This is a genomic window from Paraburkholderia sp. JPY419, from assembly GCF_050435705.1.
Lineage (GTDB): Bacteria > Pseudomonadota > Gammaproteobacteria > Burkholderiales > Burkholderiaceae > Paraburkholderia > Paraburkholderia youngii.
Map to the genome: position 1 here is coordinate 392,040 of NZ_JBNDKV010000003.1, position 17,459 is coordinate 409,498.

Here is a 17,459-nt window from a genome sequence, read left to right on the forward strand (position 1 = left end):
TACGGCGCATGTCGAGCGGCGCCGATCTTCCTGACGATGTCGAACTCCTGAAGGCCTTGCTGGTCGAGGCTCGTAGTCTGCTTGCCGAACGCGATGTCGAGATTGAGCAGCTCAAGGCCCAGATCGACAAGCTCAGGCGCATGCAGTTCGGTCGCAAGTCCGAGCAGCTGCAGCGGCAAATCGAGACGCTCGAGACTCAACTCGAGGATCTGGCCGCCGGGCGCGGCGTTGCGGATGTGCAGCGTGCGCAGGCTCGCGGTGCAAATGCGTCCGCCTCGATTGCGAGGACGGACGAAGCATCTTCGAGGCAAGCGCTTCCCGCGCATCTGCCGCGCGAGGATCATGTACTCGGGCCCGAATCGAGTTGCCCGGACTGCGGTCAACCAATGCAGGTGCTCGGCGAGGACGTGTCCGAACAACTCGCCCGGGTCGCAGCTGCGTTCAAGGTCATTCGCACGATCCGGCGCAAACTGGTTTGCCCCTCCTGCAGTACTATCACCCAGCCACCGATGCCCGGCCTGCCGATCGAGCGCAGCATCGCCCATCCGAGCTTGCTGGCAGACATCCTCGTCTCGAAGTATGCAGACCACCAGCCGTTGTACCGGCAATCGGCGATCGCGGCGCGCGACGGCGTGACGCTTGACCGGGCCAGCATGGGCCGATGGGTCGGCCAGTGCGAGGCACTGTGCGCACCGCTAACAGAGGCGCTGCGCCGCTATACCGTGTCCGCCACCAAGCTGCACGCGGATGACACGCCGATCCCGGTGCTCTCACCGGGCAACAGGAAGACCCGCACCGGCCGGCTATGGGTCTACGTGCGCGACGATCATCGCTCCGGCTCGGCGCAACCTGCTTCAGTCTGGTTCGCGTACTCGCCGAACCGGCAAGGCATCCATCCTCAAACCCATCTCGCCAGCTTCAAAGGGATTCTGCAAGCGGACGCTTACGCGGGCTTCGACGAATTGTTCCGCGATGGCTTGATACGCGAGGCGGCATGCCATGCCCACGCGAGGAGAAAGTTCTACGACATCCATGTGCGCACGCCATCTGACACAACACAAAAGGCACTCGAATATATTGGCGGGCTCTATGACATTGAGGCCTCCATTCGCGGCAAGCCCGCCGCCGAACGGCTGCGAATACGGCAGGAGAATGCCAGACCTCTGCTTCAGATCTACGAAGCGTGGCTCAGGGCAAAGCTCGAAACGCTGTCGTCGAAGTCCGATACGGCCAAGGCGATCAACTATACGCTGAACCAGTGGAGCGCACTGACGTTGTATTGCGAAGACGGTACGAACGCGGCTCCATCGTGTTGACGAGCAACCTGCCGTTCACGCAATGGGCCACTGCGTTTGCTGACGACCAGACGCTCACGGCAGCCATGCTCGACCGGCTCCTGCATCACGCCCATATCGTGCAAATCAGTGGTGAGAGCTATCGACTGAAGGACAAACGAAAAGCAGGCCAAACGGGAACGCGGGCAACAGCGAAAGCAGCTGCGTAACACAGGTCCCGGGTGCCATCCAATACATTGCCGATTTACGTCCGGCGGACGGCGACACGCGTCGCACTTGATGACTTGTGTTAGCGACTCTTAGTACGCTTGTTCAGCGTTGCCTTCAAACTGCAGCAGGTGATGCGATGCGCAACAAACCTTCTCAAATAGGCTCGATTGCCTCGCTGGCCGTTTGCTGCTCGCTGTACCTTCGCTCCATTCCGGTTGTCAAGCTGTTGAGGTTATGCCTTACAACTATCTATCTCAAAAGATCGTGCATGGCACGAACGCGTTACTGCGGAAGCCTCAGCGGTGCGGGCGGCAGCGTCCCGTTGTTCGCAAGTCTCATACCAATTCGCCCTTTTTCGGCCAGATCCGCGCCCCCAGGTCAGCCTAGGCGTACATTCAAACCCGACAAGCCCGCCATTTGCTGTCTTAGAAGCTCGAACAAAACGAGTCGAAGGGGGCGTTAACGCCTGCCGCGCTCTGTAATCCCGGAAATGCGACCTCCGCCAATACCGCCGGAGAAGCATGAGAAACTGCTCTGCTGCAGTGAGGGTCATTGCAAGGTGAGGCAACGCTTACGTAGCATCAACAGACCAACCAGACAATTCCGCCAATATGTCGTGCAGAACGTCGGGGTTTCTCGCCCAAACATGGAGGTGATCATGAAGAAGCAGATTGCAGCCGCACGCAGGCAAATCCGGCTCCTTCGGAAAACCCGCAATCAGTTGTTAGCAACATTGCATTTGACAGGCCTTTCGGGCGGAATTCGCGGCACGGGGTTATAAGCTGGAACCGCCGATTTTTTCGAAATTCTTCGAATTCAACAGGTTAGCGGCTATTTCGGGCGGCAAAGGCCTGATCCATATCCCTCGCACGCTGGATTTCGTCGCCGTGCAGGTACATCGATGTCGTCGCGATCGATGCATGGCGCAGGTTGTCGCGCACGCTGGTCAGTTTGGCCCCGCTAGCGAGCGCGTGGCTCGCGTGACTGTGGCGCATCCAGTGCGGACTCGCGCGGCGCAATTTTTCGGCAGCTACCGGATGATCGGCCTCGATCACGTCGGCTGCCTGTGCGAAGAAGCGGCGCATGACGCGCCCCAGACGCGAACCCGCGATACCCGCGTCGCCGTCTTCGCCCAGACTCGCGACCAGTGATGTCTTCGGGTTCCAGCGTTGTGGCGTGACAGGCAGGCGTCGCTGTGCAAGGTACTGATCGAGGGCTTTGTTCAGCAGGGCATGGCGGCAGTTGGTTGCAGACGCAACTAGGCATTTTTGACGCAAACGGCCTTGCCGAAGCTGTTCCACAAATTCACGAGGTTCGCGATAATCACGCCCTCGCGCTGCTGAGATTCGGTTTTGCGCGTCAGTAGCCGCGCACCGATGCAACGCTTGGTTCGCGAGATCTGCGCCTCGACCAGCGCGCGCTGGCCGTACCCGTATTTGTTGCGGAACGCATGGATGCCCTTGTCCTTGATGTACCGAACGAGATGGTCGTGCCAGCGCGTCGCCGGCTGATTGTGAACGACCGCATTGGCCGGTGGGGGAATCACCGGCAGCACGCCGCAGGCTGACCACGCCTCGGTCTGCGCAATACTGTAGTACGCGCCGTCGGCGATGCTGGCAGTCGACGTTCGCGTCGACTGCCAGCATCGCATTCAGGCCCGCCTCGTCGGAGACGTTGTCCTCGGTAATCGCGATCTGGTGGACATTCATCTCCGGGTCGATCGACAGATGCATCTTGCGCCACGGCGTCTGGCTCGCGTCGCGCCCGTACTTTTGCCGATGCCATTCGCTGGCCCGGCCAAAGTTCATGCCGCTGCTGTCGACGATCAGGCTGATGGCTTCGCCGTTGCGCAGGCGTTCGGCCACGCGAGCGCAGCGTTGTTTGACCTGAACCTCGAGCGTACGGAACCGCTCGCTCAGAAGCCCGAAACTCGGTACCCCGATGTCGAGTCCGCGCAGCGCCCAGAATTCGTGCATGTGGCCGGTGATCTGCCGCATGCCCCAGCCGAACGGCCGGTAGAAGATGAAGATCAGTTCGAGGTACGCATCGCTGTACGTCCGGGACTGACCCGACACGCCCTTCTGGTAGGGCGTGTCGTTGATGAACAGCGCCTTCAGGTCTCCGTCGGGACAATACAGGCTGAGTTGCCCGCGCCGCTTCAGGCTTTCGTTGTACTCGTGCGCGTTTGTTACCGCATAGCCCGGCTTCGCTCGTTTGCGCGGTTCGCCCGTCTTCAGTCTTGCCTTGTAAGGCATGAAAGCTCGCTCGTCGGATAGATCACCGGACTCTTTCTACCCGACCCACGGCCGCCGCGCAAGCGGCCCTCTTAAACAAAGCCGATTTGAGCCAACGCATCACATAGCGGCGTTGATGCTCGGTCATGGCCCCGAAGCCGAGCGCCTGGTATGCACAGACCTGATGTTCGATGAGCGTGTCGGTGTGGCCGTCGTACAGGGACGTCATCGTTTCGAGATCGGGCGGCTCGATGCCGAGCTGCCCAAGGTGCTGCCACAGATTGCGCGGCACGTATCGGCACGCGTCGAGAGTACGACCGGTCATGCGCACGAAGCCGATATGAATGGCCAGCGCCAGGCGGTAGAGGTGTCGGCGACGCGCGTTGATCAGCACGCACTCCTTCGCCGAAAACGTGAAGAACGTGGCGAGTTCAAACTCGTTGAGCGTGTACGGGATCGAACGCATCCCGAGATAGGCCTGCCGCCAGTATTCCATTGCCGTCCGCTCCGCAGCCGGAAGAGGGACCGCTGAGGCTACGCCAACACTATGACAATTGGGATCAACGGCATTGCGCCCTTCCCATAGAGCAAACAGCAAGTCCTTGATTTACCGAACCTTTTATATGGCGACAGACCGGAAACCCTTGTCGCGCCTGGATGGCGCTAAGCCGGTAAACGGCATGCAAATCACGGGGACCCCATTTCTGGTGCATCCGATGCGTTGTTTGATAAGTGTGTCGGGAATACTATTTTGATTTCTCGTGATGAGCCACGTCCGCGAGGGCGTGACTTGCGCAGCCCTCGACGTTCAAATCGGTTTCCCCTAGTGCTCTGCAATAACGGGCACTTTGCAATAGTGTTCGGGAAAGCGCAAGTTCCCTGCTGGCTCCTGTTCAACAAAGTAAGGAGGCTGCCGCGGGCAATTGCGAGGACAGCGCTACGCATCCCTATCGCTAAGGCTTATTAGCGATAGACCGCTATTTTAGGACAAAACTCAGGTTTTGAAAAATCCGTCACACATGGCCGTCTCACCTTCACGCTGCCGAATCTGTAATCGCAGGATGCCGAACATCGATCCGCCCCTGTCGTTTCCCGATACGCCGTCTGTATCCATGCTGCGCGCATGGTACGCAGGCATGGGCTCGCGCGAAGCGGTCGAGCGCTATCACCCTGATGCGCTCAGAGATGGAAAGTCAGCGCGCGGCGTGATCGGCCGCGTTCGCCGACAGATCGTCGAATTCGCCCTCAACCGTCACCGCGAGGATCTTGCAAGGCTTTTCCAGTGCCCCGCGAATGAGCGTGAGTATTATCGCAAGGCGGCCACCCTGGCGCTGGATATGCTGCCATCGCTGCAGGCCCCGCAACCCCAGGTCACCGACCCGGTCGACATCTGGCTGCCGGTGCGGGTCGCAGCTGTCCTGCATCAGCATGGCATCCGTACGCTAGCGGATCTGACCGTGCGCATTCCCCGCCGGCGGCGCTGGTGGCTTGCGGTTCCCGGACTTGGTGAGCGCAGCGCGCGCCGTATCGAAGCATTCTTTGCCGCTTATCCGGCACTCACTGAGCGGGCGCGTGCACTGGTCGTGGTCGCGGCCCCCGAGCCTGTCGCGTCCTGGGAAAACATCCGCGTACCGCGCGAAGTCGATGGCTCGCACGGCGTTTTTCGTGCGCCGAAATCCATGTGTGCGCTTGAGGCCGATAACGACTGGCAGGCCATCAACGCATGGCTCGAACGGCACGAAGCCAACGACACCCAGCGCGCCTATCGCCGCGAGGCAGAACGGCTGCTGCTGTGGGCCATTGCCGAGCGCGGCAAGGCGTTGTCGTCGCTGACCAGCGAAGATGCGACTACCTATCGCACCTTCCTGCGTCATCCCGCGCCACGCGCCCGCTGGGTCGCACCCGCGCGACCGCGGTCCTCGCTCGAGTGGCGGCCGTTCACGGGCACGCTCTCACCTGATTCCATCGCCTACGCACTCTCGATTCTGCGTGCAATGTTCCGCTGGCTGATCGACCAGCGTTACGTGCTCGCCAATCCATTTGCCGGTCTCAAGGTGCGAGGTGCGCGCCGCAAAGGCAAACTGGACAGTTCCCGGGCCTTCACGGCCAGCTAATGGGAACTGGTCCGCACGATCGCCGATGGGCTCGAGTGGTCGTATGGCTGGGCGGTACCGGCCGCGCAGCGCCTGCGTTTCGTGCTTGACTTCGGCTATGCGACAGGCCTGCGGGCAGCTGAACTTGTCGGCGTTACACTCAACGGCATTGAAACCGGCGCTCGCGGTGAGCGCTGGCTTCACCTCACCGGCAAGGGAGCAAAACCAGGAAAGGTGGTGCTCCCATCGCTCGCGAGTTTTGCGCTGGACCAGTATCTGGCGCAACGTGGTTTGCCTGTCACGCCCGACCGATGGGCGCCCGATACACCACTACTTGGCCACCTCGATGAGCCCGGCGGCATCACTACGCCGCGCCTGAGGCAGATGCTGCGCCGGTTCTTCGATAGAGCGGCCGATACCATCGAGGCCGACCATCCGCCGCTCGCAGACAAGCTGCGACGCGCCACGCCGCACTGGATGCGGCACACGCATGCGACAAACGCATTGGCCAACGGTGCATCGCTTACGACCGTGCGCGATAACCTGCGCCACGCATCAATTTCGACGACTTCTATCTATCTCGATGACGATGAAGTACAGCGCGCGCATCAGATCGAGCGGATCTTCACACGACGGCCGGCCGCTTAGCAACATGCGCGCACGCGTCCAGCGCCCCGCCTGGCGCGGTTTTTGGCAGAAATTTTTCCATTTATGGGCGTTGGGCACTTTTAGCCAGCGTCGTATTGTTTCTGCGCGCGTTGGGCGGTATAGCGTGCCGCTTGCAGATCCCGCTGCAGCGCGGCCAGCACTTCATCCTGCTTCAGGGTCTCTTCTTCGCGCGCCACCATTGCCGCCTCAATTGCCGCTGGTTGAACGACCTGCAGGACCGCCTCGGCGATGGCCGCGTCCGCGCGCGTGCCACCGAACGCAATGCACCGCGGTTGTCCCTTGTCCAGCCAGCCGCGTTGACAGCTATAGCGCAAGGCGTCGTGCCTGTTACCCGTATAGTGTAACGTCAGCTTGCTTGCGCAGCGCCGACAGCGCAACAGTCCCGCCAGAAGGGCCTCGCCGTTCTTTGGGGCGCCGGCGTGTCCGGCCAGACGCAGGTTGCCATTGATCGCGCGCTGGATCCGCTCGAATTCGTCCCACGGAACGTACCCGTCGTGAGCATTGGGAATGAGCGCAAGCCACTCATCCCGAGGTTTCCGGCGATCATGTTTGCGCTGTTCCCCGCCTTCGTAATTGATCTTGCATTCGGTCTTGCCGTACGCATACGCGCCACCGTAGATCGGGTTGGTCAGAATCCGGTACACCGTCCCGTAGCGCGGCCGTTTCCATTGGATTTCGCCGCGCGGAGTGCATGCCGGCAACTGCAGGCCGTGCTCCAGGAACCATAACAACGTCTGACGCACCGATCCAATCGCACCGAACTGGCGGAACACCGAGCGAATGGCGTCCTGCACGCGCAAATCCGGATCCTTCTCCAGGCGCTGGTCTTCAGTCTTGCAGTAGCCCACCGGCGCCGCGACGACGAGTTCGCCACGTTTGGCCTTCTCCCGCCGAGCTTCGAGCGAACGGTGACGCAGCAGATCCAGCTCATATTCGTTCAGGCTACCCTTCAAGCCGAGCAGCAAACGATCGTTGCTCTGCCGTGGCGCGTACACGGTCTCCTGATCAACGAGCACGGTGTCGACGATGCGGCACACCTCAACCAGCTGCTGCCACTCGCGACTGTTGCGCGCAAATCGCGAAACCTCGCGAGCGGCAACTGCGCCGACGTGCCCAAGACAGACCTCTGCCACCATTCGGTCGAAGCCCGTGCGCGTTTGTGTTCCGGCCGCAGAGCGCCCCAGATCCTCGTCGATCACTTCGATCTCGTTCCAGCCCAACTGGTGCAGACGATCCTGCATCGCATACTGCAACTTCTGGCTCTCCAGATTGTGGCTGACCTGATAGGCCGACGACTGGCGCACGTACAGCATGGCCTTGCGCGTCAGATGCTGTGGCCGAATCTTGTCACTCATCGCGCACCTCCGGCTCGTGTACGATGGCGAACCGGCCGCGACGGTGTTGTCGCAGCAGTTGCGCCAGCAAACGCACCGTCTCCTGCCGGACCTCCTGCGGCAGGTGCGTCCATTGTGGCGTCTTCGGAAAAGGATGAAACAGGTCGAGTTGACCGCGCGGTTGCGGGCTGGTCTGGGGTCGCATCAGCCTCCTGTACGGAGCAAAGGATGGTGCTCGGCTTGTAACATACCGCGCTGCCCGGCAGCAGGAGCCTGCGCCAGCAGGTGCTTCAGTTCTCTCAATGCTTCACAGCTGACGGCGGGAGACGTTGCAGAAGTAATGCGGCAGCAGGCAATGGGATCGAACATCCAATGCGGCACCTCCAGTAACCCCGCCGTGTCGAACGGCTCTCGCGCACAGCGGAGTACTGACTCGCCGTTCTTCCTTTCTATCGTGGTGAAAATCCATACCGTGTGCCCGTACCACGGGTGCCAACGATAGAGGACTTTCCTTGACTCGGTGATATGGGCGTTGTGTTGACGGCTTGTACAACCAGAGACGACCTCATTCGAGTCTGGAAGACCGCACGCCGGATGAGGCATACTTCGCGACGCTGCCTGCGATCAAATCGGCAGCATGAACGCCCCGGCGGTTCCACTTAAAAATCTCGGGTCCCTGTCCGAACAGGCGAGGCCACCTCTTCGTCTGTCTGAACCGGGAAAGGCGCCAAGCGCCATCAACGTGTTCGTCACCGGTGCATCGAGTCGCCGCGCGAGCTCCACAACCTCCTCGCCTGCAGCTGATGCGACCGCTCCGCCGCCAACAAGAATGCATGGCCTTTCTGAGCGCGCAAGCGCTTGGCCGCCCGACGCACCTGTCCAGCATGAGGATCCGTGCGCGGACGGTAGGATCGCAGCGTGACGCGTTCAGGTATGCTCAATGGCGTCTTCGCCTGAAGCACGTCTTTGGGAATATCCACCAGTACAGGTCCGGGGCGTCCGGTGCGGGCGATATGAAACGCGCTTTTCAGCGTCTTCGCCAGTTGCGAGACATCCAGAACCAGAAAGTTATGCTTGACGATCGACCTGGTAATTCCGACAGCGTCACACTCCTGGAAGGCATCGGTTCCGATGGACTGTGTCGGCACGTTGCCGGAGATCACCACCACCGGGATGGAGTCGAAATAGGCGGTCGCAATGTCCGTCACCGCGTTCGTCACGCCCGGGCCCGATGTCACCAACGCTACCCCGACCTTTCCCGTTGCGCGCGCGAAACCATCCGCCGCGTGCACGGCAGCCTGTTCATGGCGAACCAGCAAATGGGTGATATCGATGGCTTCCTGGAGCGCGTCGTAAAGCGGCAGGACGGCACCGCCTGGATATCCCCAAACCGTGTCCACGCCCTCGCTACGCAAGACGGACAAGACGATCTGTGCTCCCGATGCATGGTCGTCCCTGCGCGAAGCGCTCGAAGCGCCGGCTTTTGCAACCTGTTGCATCTCTGAACCCGCAATCTTCATTTTCAGTTCCACATTGAGCGGATCACCGTTGCCACGGTGCCGCGCGGTTCCCGTCATGCTTGCCATAGCAATCAACAGCCCGTCTGACGATCTCGACCGCTACTGCACCGTCGTCCGCAAGCGCTTTCAGCGCAGCAATTGCGATCGAATGCCGGTCGACTTCGAAGAAAGCTCGCAAGGCTGCACGGGTGTCACTGCGTCCAAAGCCATCGGTGCCGAGCGTCACATAGCGCCGCGGTACATACGCACGAATGAGTTCCGGCACAGCACGTACATAGTCTGTTGCTGCGACTACAGGCCCTCGAGTGGGAGACAACGCAGACGTCACGTACGGACCGGGAGCGCGATCCTCGTCGAACAAACGATCGGTGCGCTCGGCTGCGACACCGTCCCGGTGCAGTTCGGTAAAGCTTGTGACGCTCCACACAGAAGCTTCGATGTTCCAGTCTTCCTTCAGCAGGTGCGCGGCGGCCTGCACTTCGCCCAGAATCGCCCCCGAACCGAGCAGCTGGACCTCTGCGCGATCGACGGATGTCGCGTCAAGCGGATACATGCCCTTAAGCACCCCTTCACGAACGCTTTCGATCGGTGCATCCGGAAGCGAAGGCTGTGCATAGTTCTCGTTCGTGACCGTCAGGTAATAGAACACATCGTGCTGACGTTCGATCATTTCGCGCATGCCTTCATCTATGATCAAGGCCACCTCGTACGCGAATGCCGGATCATAGGCGCGACAGTTAGGTACCGTCGAGGCGGCCAGATGGCTCGTACCGTCCTGATGCTGCAAACCTTCGCCACCGAGCGTCGTCTTGCCCGCCGTCGCACCGATCAGGAAGCCACGCGCACGCTGGTCGGCCGCAGCCCAGATCAGATCACCAATGCGCTGGAAACCGAACATCGAGTAGTAGATGTATAACGGCAGCATGGGCAGATCATGCACGCTGTATGACGTCGCCGCGGCTACCCAGGAGGAAACAGCGCCCGCCTCCGAAATGCCCTCTTCCAGTATCTGTCCGCCCGTATCCTCCCGGTAGTACAGCATCGAGCCCATGTCTTCGGGCTCGTACAGTTGCCCGAGCGGCGAATAGATCCCGACCTGCCGGAACAGATTCGCCATACCGAACGTGCGTGCCTCATCGGCGACCACAGGAACAACGCGAGGGCCGAGCGACGCGTCTTTCAGAAGGCTGCCGAGCATCCGCACGAACGCCATTGTGGTAGACATTTCCTTGCCGCTGGCTTCCAGCGCGAATTGCCCCCAGGCCGACAATCCAGGGACAGGCAGCGTCTGCGACGCGGCTGTCCTTCTGCGGGGCAGATAGCCGCCGAGCGCTTCGCGCCGGGCATGCAGGTACCGCATTTCCGGACTGTTGTCCGCGGGTCTATAGAATCGCAGCTGCTCGACGTCCTCGTCGGAAAGGGGCAAGCGGAATCGATCGCGAAACGCCTTCAGTTGTTCGACGTCGAGCTTCTTCTGCTGATGCGTGGTCATCCTGCCCTGGCCGATCGAGCCCATGCCGAAGCCCTTCATTGTCTTCGCGAGAATGACAGTGGGTTGACCACCATGCTTTGGTGCCTTGTCGTACGCCGCATACAGCTTCCGTACGTCATGTCCGCCCCGGCGCAGACGGTCGATGTCATCGTTGCTCAGATGCGCGGCAAGCGCAGCCAGTTCCTCGTTCTGTCCAAAGAAGCGCTCGCGGTTGTAGGCGCCGTCATTGGCCGAGAAGGTCTGAAACTGTCCATCGACGGTATGCGCAAACGCACGCAACAACGCCCCGGTGCGATCGCGCGCAAAAAGGGCGTCCCAGTCAGAACCCCAAACCACCTTGATGACGTTCCAGCCAGCGCCAGTGAATTGCGCCTCAAGTTCGTCGATGATTCGACCGTTACTTCGCACCGGACCATCGAGCCGCTGCAGATTACAGTTGATCACGAAAACGAGGTTGTCGAGCCCCTCGCGTGCGGCGAGCGACAACGCACCGATCGATTCGGGCTCGTCCATCTCGCCATCGCCGAAAAAGCCCCATACCTTTCTGCCCTCTGTCTTGAGCAAACCACGGTTCTGCAGGTACCGCATGAAACGCGCCTGGTAGATCGAGTAAATTGGGCCGATGCCCATCGATCCCGTTGGAAACTGCCAGAAGTCAGGCATCAGCCACGGATGCGGATACGAACACAGGCCCGGACCCGCGATCTCGCGACGGTAGTGCTCCAGATGCTGCTCACTCAGGAAACCTTCCAGGTATGCGCGCGCATACACGCCCGGCGACGAATGGGGCTGGAAATAGACGAGGTCACCGCCATGCACATCGTTCGCACCGCGAAAGAAATGGTTGAAGCCGACTTCGAAGAGATCCGCCGCCGATGCGTAGCTCGCAATATGCCCGCCAAGTTCGCCGTAAGCCCGATTCGCTCGCACCACCATCGCAAGCGCATTCCAGCGCACTGCAGCGGCGAGTCGCTCTTCGGTATCGACGTCACCTGGAAACGGCGGCTGCTGGCCGAGCGGGATGGTATTCGTATAAGGCGTGACATTCGCACGCGCTGTTGCAATGCCACCCGACAACGCGTGCGCGGCCAGGCGGTCGAAAAGATACTGGGCGCGCTCGAGCCCGACATGCCGCACCACGCCATCGAGTGCAGCGATCCACTCGGCAGTCTCCTGCGGATCGTCGTCGATGCGGGGTTGATTGAGGGTAAGAGCGGGCTGAACACCGCTCGATAAATCGGTCATGGCAACTCCGGACTATACATTGAGATTTGATACTCGTGCGGGTTGAATCGGGCAGTTCGATCGTGTCAGAAGAGCTTAGCTATCTCTTCGCAAAATGTGCGTCTCTTTTGCTGGTCGTTTTCAGTTCAGATAGGGTATAAATTCTGGATTCGAGCCCTTGCATGAGATTCCCATACTATGACGTCCGAAACAAAGCTCCCGAACCGCCGCCTGGACCGCACGGATATCGCAATCCTGCGCCAGTTGCAGGACAACGCACGCATCACGAACGCTGAGCTCGCGCGCGCAGTTAACCTGTCACCCACGCCCTGCTTCAATCGCGTACGAGCACTTGAAAAGCTCGGCCTGTTCCGGCAGCACGTCACCCTTCTCGACGCTGGAGCACTCGGGTTGCGTATCAATGTGTTCATTCAGGTCAGCCTGGAGCAACAGGTGGAAGACGCGCTACGCGTTTTTGAAAGGGAGGTCGCGGATCGACCCGAAGTGATGGAGTGCTATCTGATGACAGGCGATGCCGACTATCTGCTACGGGTTGTAGTGCCCGACATGCAGAGCCTTGAGCACTTTATTGTGCAATGGTTGACGAAGATACCCGGCGTCTCAAACATCCGCTCCAGCTTTGCGCTTAAACAGGTGCGCTACAAGACGGCTCTGCCATTGCCGACCTCCGGACTCACGTTGCCAAGTGGAGAGGAAGCGCCTCAAGAGTGGACTTGAACTGGCACAGTCCCGACCTCGTCACGCGCTGGCTCGATAACACCCGTTTTCCGACGGCCAGCCGTTTTCTCGCCCTTACACTGAAGGCGAGTTTGCCACCTGACGTAGGTCTTCAAGACCGTCGGATTGATCGATTTCGCATCATCCGAATTGATCAGAATTTATGACGCAGACCGAGTCGCAGAACGAGCTGGCTATTGCCCGAGGAAACACCAAAAGCACCGGGTACATACGCGAAGTCCAGCACTGAACCCGTTTTATCGCCTCCTACATGCTGGTAAGCCCCCTGGAGATAAACGTCGGTTCGTTTTGAGATGTTGTAGTCGCCCATGAGCCCGACTGTTTGATAGTTCGGATGGTAACTGGCCGCCGCAGTGATCATCTTCGAATGTGTATAGGTGTACATCGCGCCAACATAGAATGCTGGGGTAAACTGGTACTTGCCATTGATTTCGAAGTTCTGGAAGCGGAGGTCAGATGCAGGGCCGCTAACAGGCGTGATTGCACCCACATACCCGGAATTCACCGGATTCTTTACATCCACATTTGAGTAGGCAAAGCCGAAAGTGGCGCTTCCGATATAGTAGTTAATACCTGCGCCAAAGACGCGCAGCCGGTCACCCACAAAATTTTCATCGCCGCCGTTGTTGATCGCTCCGGTCGCGGTTGAGGATGGATTATTTGCCTGCAGATAGGATGCCGCGATCAGGACGCTTCCGGTCGCATACTGTGCCCCAAAACTATACTGGCGATTGTTGGCAAAATTGGTGTCATTTGAGAAACTGTAAGTGCCACCGAATTGGAAGCCGCCGAAATTCGGACTGGTATATTTCGCCGTATTATTGACCCGGAAGGTACCGTCTGTGTTATCGTTATCGTACGGGTGCGAGAACAGGTAACCTGCCCAGTTTCCATTTGCTGTCGTCAGCGAGAAGTAGTCGACAATAGAGTCATACTGGCGACCGAACGTAAGCTTGCCATAAGTCGAACTCGATAGGCCGACATACGCTTGACGCCCAAACATCAGGCCGCCCTGGCCAAGCTTTCCATTGTTGACGTTGAAGCCGTTCTCAATCTGAAACACTGCGCTCACTTGACCACTGAGATCTTCGCTACCTTTCAGACCCCAACGGCTACCCTGAACATAGCCGCTCTGAAGTTCGTAGGCCTTGCTTCCCGACGCATTGTTTGTGAAATCGAATCCCTCATCGAACAGACCGTACAACGTAACCGAGCCCCGCGCATATGCGGAAGCTCCAATCGCGGCGAGAATCGAGGCAGCAAGCAGTTTCATCTTCATCTAATGTCTCCAAAAGCTAAGAAAGCGTTGTTTTATTTGTACTGCGAACTAGCTCCCAAGCACCTTCACGATGCAAGTTATTTACGCGCTACTGCCTCGACGTCTTCGCTCCCTTACCTGAGGTTTCGTTAACGCGGCTTGAAATCACTCCTCGACCGGTCCTATCGATTCACGCATCCAGATTGCCTGACAAGCGCCATTGCCTGATTTCGACTATTCATCACTTCGTCGTTGCTGACATGAAATTCGGGCGCTATCTCGCCTAGAGAGTGTGTCGTGCTATTTATGCAACAACTGGCTAAGGAACTGCTTTGCGCGCAGATGAGTCGGACTCCTGAAAAATATTTCAGGTCCCGCACACTCGATGATTTCCCCTGCGTCCATAAACACTACCCGGTCCGCGACCTCGCGCGCAAAGGCCATTTCATGTGTCACACAGATCATCGTCATGCCGTCGGTGGCAAGTCCTGTCATGACGTCCAATACCTCCTTGATCATTTCCGGGTCAAGCGCGGACGTGGGTTCGTCGAATAGCATGATTTTTGGCTTCATGCAGAGTGCGCGCGCGATCGCGACGCGCTGCTGCTGCCCGCCCGACAATTGCGCCGGAAATTTCTTTGCCTGATCCGGAATCCGTACACGCTGCAGGTTTTCCATAGCAACAGATTCTGCTTCTTCCCGGTATACCTTTCGAGTTCTCCGCAAGGCCAATGTGCAGTTGTCCAGTACGTTCATGTGCGGGAACAGATTGAACTGCTGAAACACCATGCCGACGTCGCGACGCAACGCGGCCAGTCCTTTCATGCGCGCGTGCATCTCCACGCCGTTGACAATGATTCGACCCTCCTGGTGGGTCTCCAACTGGTTGATGCATCGGATCAAGGTTGATTTGCCGGACCCGGAGGGACCACAAACAACGATTTTTTCGCCAAATTGCACACCCAGACTGACTTCACGTAAAACCTGAAAGTTTCCATACCATTTTGAAACTTTCTCCATTTGGACAGCAATTGGAGATGCTTGTGCGCCGACACTCGCGATAGCGAGTGGGCGCGTCAATTGGGATGCCATGTCGTCCTCCACAACAACTTATATACGATTTACTTTTCTGACCTGCTTACCGCTGCGCGACGGTAACCCCGAGAAGTCGCTCTACGCGCGCAACCAGGGCGACGGCGACGAGCGCCAGCGCGAGAAAGAGAATCCCCGCAACCAGCATTGGTTCGGCGTAACGATAGGTATCTGAAGCGACGTCCATTGCGCTGCCGAGCATCTCGGGCACTGCGATCACTGACAGGTAGGGCGTCGACTTCAGGATCGCGATTGAATAGGCTCCCAATGGAGCCGCGACATTTCGCAACATCTGCGGCGCAATTACGAAAGCGATCGTATCCAACCAGTTGAGTCCGAGACTTTTTGCCCCTTCTGACTGTCCAACGGGAACAGCGTCTATGCCGGCCTTAAACACTTCAGCCATATATCCCGAATAATAAAAACTCAGACCAAAAACCCCGACGAACAATGCGGGTAGCGTCACACCATAGTAGGGCAGAACAAAAAAGAGAAAGTAAATCTGAACGAGTGCAGGCGTAGACCGGATTGCATCGACGATAAACTGGACGACCGGGCGGACTACACTGCTTGAGCGGCGCAACATTTCCCAGACAAAACCAAGTGTAAGCGCACCAATGAAACTAAGGATGGCTACAAGGAGAGTATTGCCGATGCCGTCGAGTACTTGCGGTATGATTCGCAATGCGAAAGCAAGATCGAAGTTCATGTTCTCCCCCGCCGACTTCCGTGCGACTTCTCAAGGTAGCGCCCGAAGATGGTCACTGGATAACAGAGCAGAAGATAAGCAAGCAGAAGGCTCGAGTAGATCAACAAAGGATCGTAGCTCAACTGCGCGATTTCCTTTGCGCGAAACGTCATATCCGCCAACGTAATAAGTGATACCAATGCAGTTCCCTTGATCAACTGAATCAAATCATTGATAAAGGCCGGGATCATCGCCCTTATCGCCTGCGGCAACTCGATGAGAAACAGTGTTTCCGCCCGGTTCAAGCCCAAAGCGAGACCCGCTTCGCATTGCCCACGCGGAAGCGACTGCAATGCGGCGCGGACAGATTGGCTACTGTACGCGCCCGAGTTCAACCCGAGGACGAGTGCGCCTACCGTCACGCCGGACAAGTAGAGACCAAATGCCGGTAGCGTGTAGTAGAAAGCATAGAGGAGCACAATAACCGGCGAACTCCTCCAGAATTCGATGCCAAAGGTGATGGCCTTGCGAGTAAAGCCGCTCGAAAAATTCTGAAGGATTCCTCCAAAAATGGCAAACGGAATCGCATATAGGAGACCAAGGATGGTAACGGTCGCAGTGACCCCAAACCCTTTATAGATCCCCAGCATGACATTGGGAAAATTCATTTTCCCTCCTTGAAAAAATCCGGGTCACTGGTTTATCGAAAATCGTCGCCACAGATCTTTTTTGCAGACATATCGCTCGGAGCGATCTCGGTATCGCTGAAACCGTATTTAGCAAATATCTTTTTGACCGTCCCGTCAGCCTTTATTTTGGCGAGACTTTCGTTATAGGTATCCCGCAGCTTTGCATCTTCTGGCCGGAACGCGATTGCCGCGTAATTCGCTACCTGCTGCCCATTGACAACGAGGCCAGTAAAGGGGACAGCCCGTTCAAGCTTGGCGCCGACGTTAGGATCCTTGAGTACATTGATTACAGTGGAGCTGGACTCCGTATCCGCGTCAATCCGCTCTGCCAACAATGCGCCGACGGAAGACTCGACGTCCTTCAGCAAAAGTATCCGGTCTTTTGGAATGCCTGCGGAGATGGCATGTTCGACAGCCGAGCTTCCGCGCCCGCCCGCCATGCGGATCGCCGGATTTTTCGCGACATCGGCGTAGCTGTGAATATTGAGCGGGTTACCTTTCTTCACGAGAATGGCATCACCGATTGCCAAATCAGGATTGCTAAAAATCACCTGCTTGCAACGTGGGGGGGTGATTGCCAATCCTGACGCGACGGCGTCAATACGCCGCGAGAGCAGGCTGGGAATAAGCGCATCAAAGTCCACGATTACGAAGTCAACTTTCTTCACGCCAAGCGGCCCAAGCACCGCCCGGATCATGTCGGGGCCGACTCCAGCAACGGTGCCATCGGCGTTGCGGTATCCCCAGGGAACCTGGTTGTGGATGCCAATCGTGATTTTTCCATCGTGAAGAACCTTATCATCGGTGGATTCCGCTCTTGCAACCGTAACACCGGTGCTGACCACTGTCACGGCTGCTGCCAAAAGAAGCGCCACCCGCTTGCTCAATACCGAGATCCTCAT

The 17,459-nt window shown here is 58.4% G+C and carries 10 protein-coding genes and 7 pseudogenes; 5 read left to right on the forward strand and 12 right to left on the reverse strand.

Features of this window, described 5'->3' with window-relative positions; all coding sequences use genetic code 11:
• Positions 1 to 8 precede the first annotated feature (8 nt).
• The 3 genes and pseudogenes from tnpC to QFZ91_RS25325 all read left to right on the forward strand — a co-directional run.
• Positions 9 to 1,292 (forward strand): annotated as a pseudogene (gene tnpC, locus QFZ91_RS25315) (IS66 family transposase); the annotation flags it as partial.
• Positions 1,277 to 1,504 (forward strand): annotated as a pseudogene (locus QFZ91_RS25320) (ATP-binding protein); the annotation flags it as partial. The pseudogenes tnpC and QFZ91_RS25320, both read left to right, overlap by 16 nt.
• Before the next feature lie 659 nt (positions 1,505 to 2,163).
• Positions 2,164 to 2,286, forward strand: coding sequence for a hypothetical protein (locus QFZ91_RS25325; RefSeq protein WP_429568836.1), 123 nt, complete (start codon positions 2,164 to 2,166; stop codon positions 2,284 to 2,286).
• 43 nt (positions 2,287 to 2,329) lie between these two features.
• Here QFZ91_RS25325 and QFZ91_RS25330 read toward each other — a convergent pair.
• The 3 pseudogenes from QFZ91_RS25330 to QFZ91_RS25340 form a co-directional block, all read right to left on the reverse strand.
• Positions 2,330 to 2,722: pseudogene (locus QFZ91_RS25330) on the reverse strand (tyrosine-type recombinase/integrase); the annotation flags it as partial.
• A gap of 435 nt (positions 2,723 to 3,157) precedes the next feature.
• Positions 3,158 to 3,760 (reverse strand): annotated as a pseudogene (locus tag QFZ91_RS25335) (transposase); the annotation flags it as partial.
• A 67-nt stretch (positions 3,761 to 3,827) separates the two neighbouring features.
• Positions 3,828 to 4,235, reverse strand: a pseudogene (locus QFZ91_RS25340) (DUF4158 domain-containing protein); the annotation flags it as partial.
• A 565-nt stretch (positions 4,236 to 4,800) separates the two neighbouring features.
• Between QFZ91_RS25340 and QFZ91_RS25345 the strand changes: the two are divergent.
• Positions 4,801 to 6,480, forward strand: a pseudogene (locus QFZ91_RS25345) (phage integrase family protein).
• 80 nt (positions 6,481 to 6,560) lie between these two features.
• On the opposite strand, the gene QFZ91_RS25350 reads toward QFZ91_RS25345, so the two are convergent.
• From QFZ91_RS25350 to mdeB, 4 genes and pseudogenes are all read right to left on the reverse strand, one after another.
• Positions 6,561 to 7,856, reverse strand: coding sequence for a recombinase family protein (locus QFZ91_RS25350; RefSeq protein WP_429568837.1), 1,296 nt, complete (start codon positions 7,854 to 7,856; stop codon positions 6,561 to 6,563).
• On the reverse strand, positions 7,849 to 8,040 hold the full coding sequence (locus QFZ91_RS25355; RefSeq protein ID WP_429568838.1) for a hypothetical protein: 192 nt from the start codon (positions 8,038 to 8,040) through the stop codon (positions 7,849 to 7,851). The genes QFZ91_RS25350 and QFZ91_RS25355 overlap by 8 nt, the downstream gene beginning before the upstream one ends.
• Before the next feature lie 485 nt (positions 8,041 to 8,525).
• Positions 8,526 to 9,355: pseudogene (locus tag QFZ91_RS25360) on the reverse strand (thiamine pyrophosphate-binding protein); the annotation flags it as partial.
• 22 nt (positions 9,356 to 9,377) lie between these two features.
• The gene (gene mdeB, locus QFZ91_RS25365) at positions 9,378 to 12,092 is read right to left on the reverse strand and encodes an alpha-ketoglutarate dehydrogenase (RefSeq protein ID WP_429568839.1); all 2,715 of its coding nucleotides are present in this window, start codon (positions 12,090 to 12,092) and stop codon (positions 9,378 to 9,380) included.
• Positions 12,093 to 12,269: 177 nt separating this feature from the next.
• On the opposite strand from mdeB, the gene QFZ91_RS25370 reads away from it, so the two are divergent.
• A complete protein-coding gene (locus tag QFZ91_RS25370) occupies positions 12,270 to 12,809 on the forward strand; it encodes an Lrp/AsnC family transcriptional regulator (protein WP_429568840.1) in 540 nt (179 codons plus the stop codon).
• Positions 12,810 to 12,963: 154 nt separating this feature from the next.
• On the opposite strand, the gene QFZ91_RS25375 is transcribed toward QFZ91_RS25370, so the two are convergent.
• The 5 genes from QFZ91_RS25375 to ehuB all read right to left on the reverse strand — a co-directional run bounded on the left by QFZ91_RS25375 (position 12,964) and on the right by ehuB (position 17,459).
• Positions 12,964 to 14,109: a porin gene (locus QFZ91_RS25375; RefSeq protein WP_429568841.1), complete on the reverse strand. Its 1,146-nt coding sequence runs from the start codon at positions 14,107 to 14,109 to the stop codon at positions 12,964 to 12,966.
• Between the two features lie 279 nt (positions 14,110 to 14,388).
• Positions 14,389 to 15,108, reverse strand: coding sequence for an amino acid ABC transporter ATP-binding protein (locus QFZ91_RS25380; RefSeq protein WP_429569136.1), 720 nt, complete (start codon positions 15,106 to 15,108; stop codon positions 14,389 to 14,391).
• A 118-nt stretch (positions 15,109 to 15,226) separates the two neighbouring features.
• Positions 15,227 to 15,889: an amino acid ABC transporter permease gene (locus QFZ91_RS25385; protein WP_429568842.1), complete on the reverse strand. Its 663-nt coding sequence runs from the start codon at positions 15,887 to 15,889 to the stop codon at positions 15,227 to 15,229.
• Entirely contained in the window at positions 15,886 to 16,536 is a 651-nt protein-coding gene (locus QFZ91_RS25390; protein ID WP_429568843.1) for an amino acid ABC transporter permease, read from the reverse strand. Before QFZ91_RS25390 ends, QFZ91_RS25385 begins: the two co-directional genes overlap by 4 nt.
• 32 nt (positions 16,537 to 16,568) lie before the next feature.
• The gene (gene ehuB / locus QFZ91_RS25395; protein ID WP_429568844.1) at positions 16,569 to 17,459 is read right to left on the reverse strand and encodes an ectoine/hydroxyectoine ABC transporter substrate-binding protein EhuB; all 891 of its coding nucleotides are present in this window, start codon (positions 17,457 to 17,459) and stop codon (positions 16,569 to 16,571) included.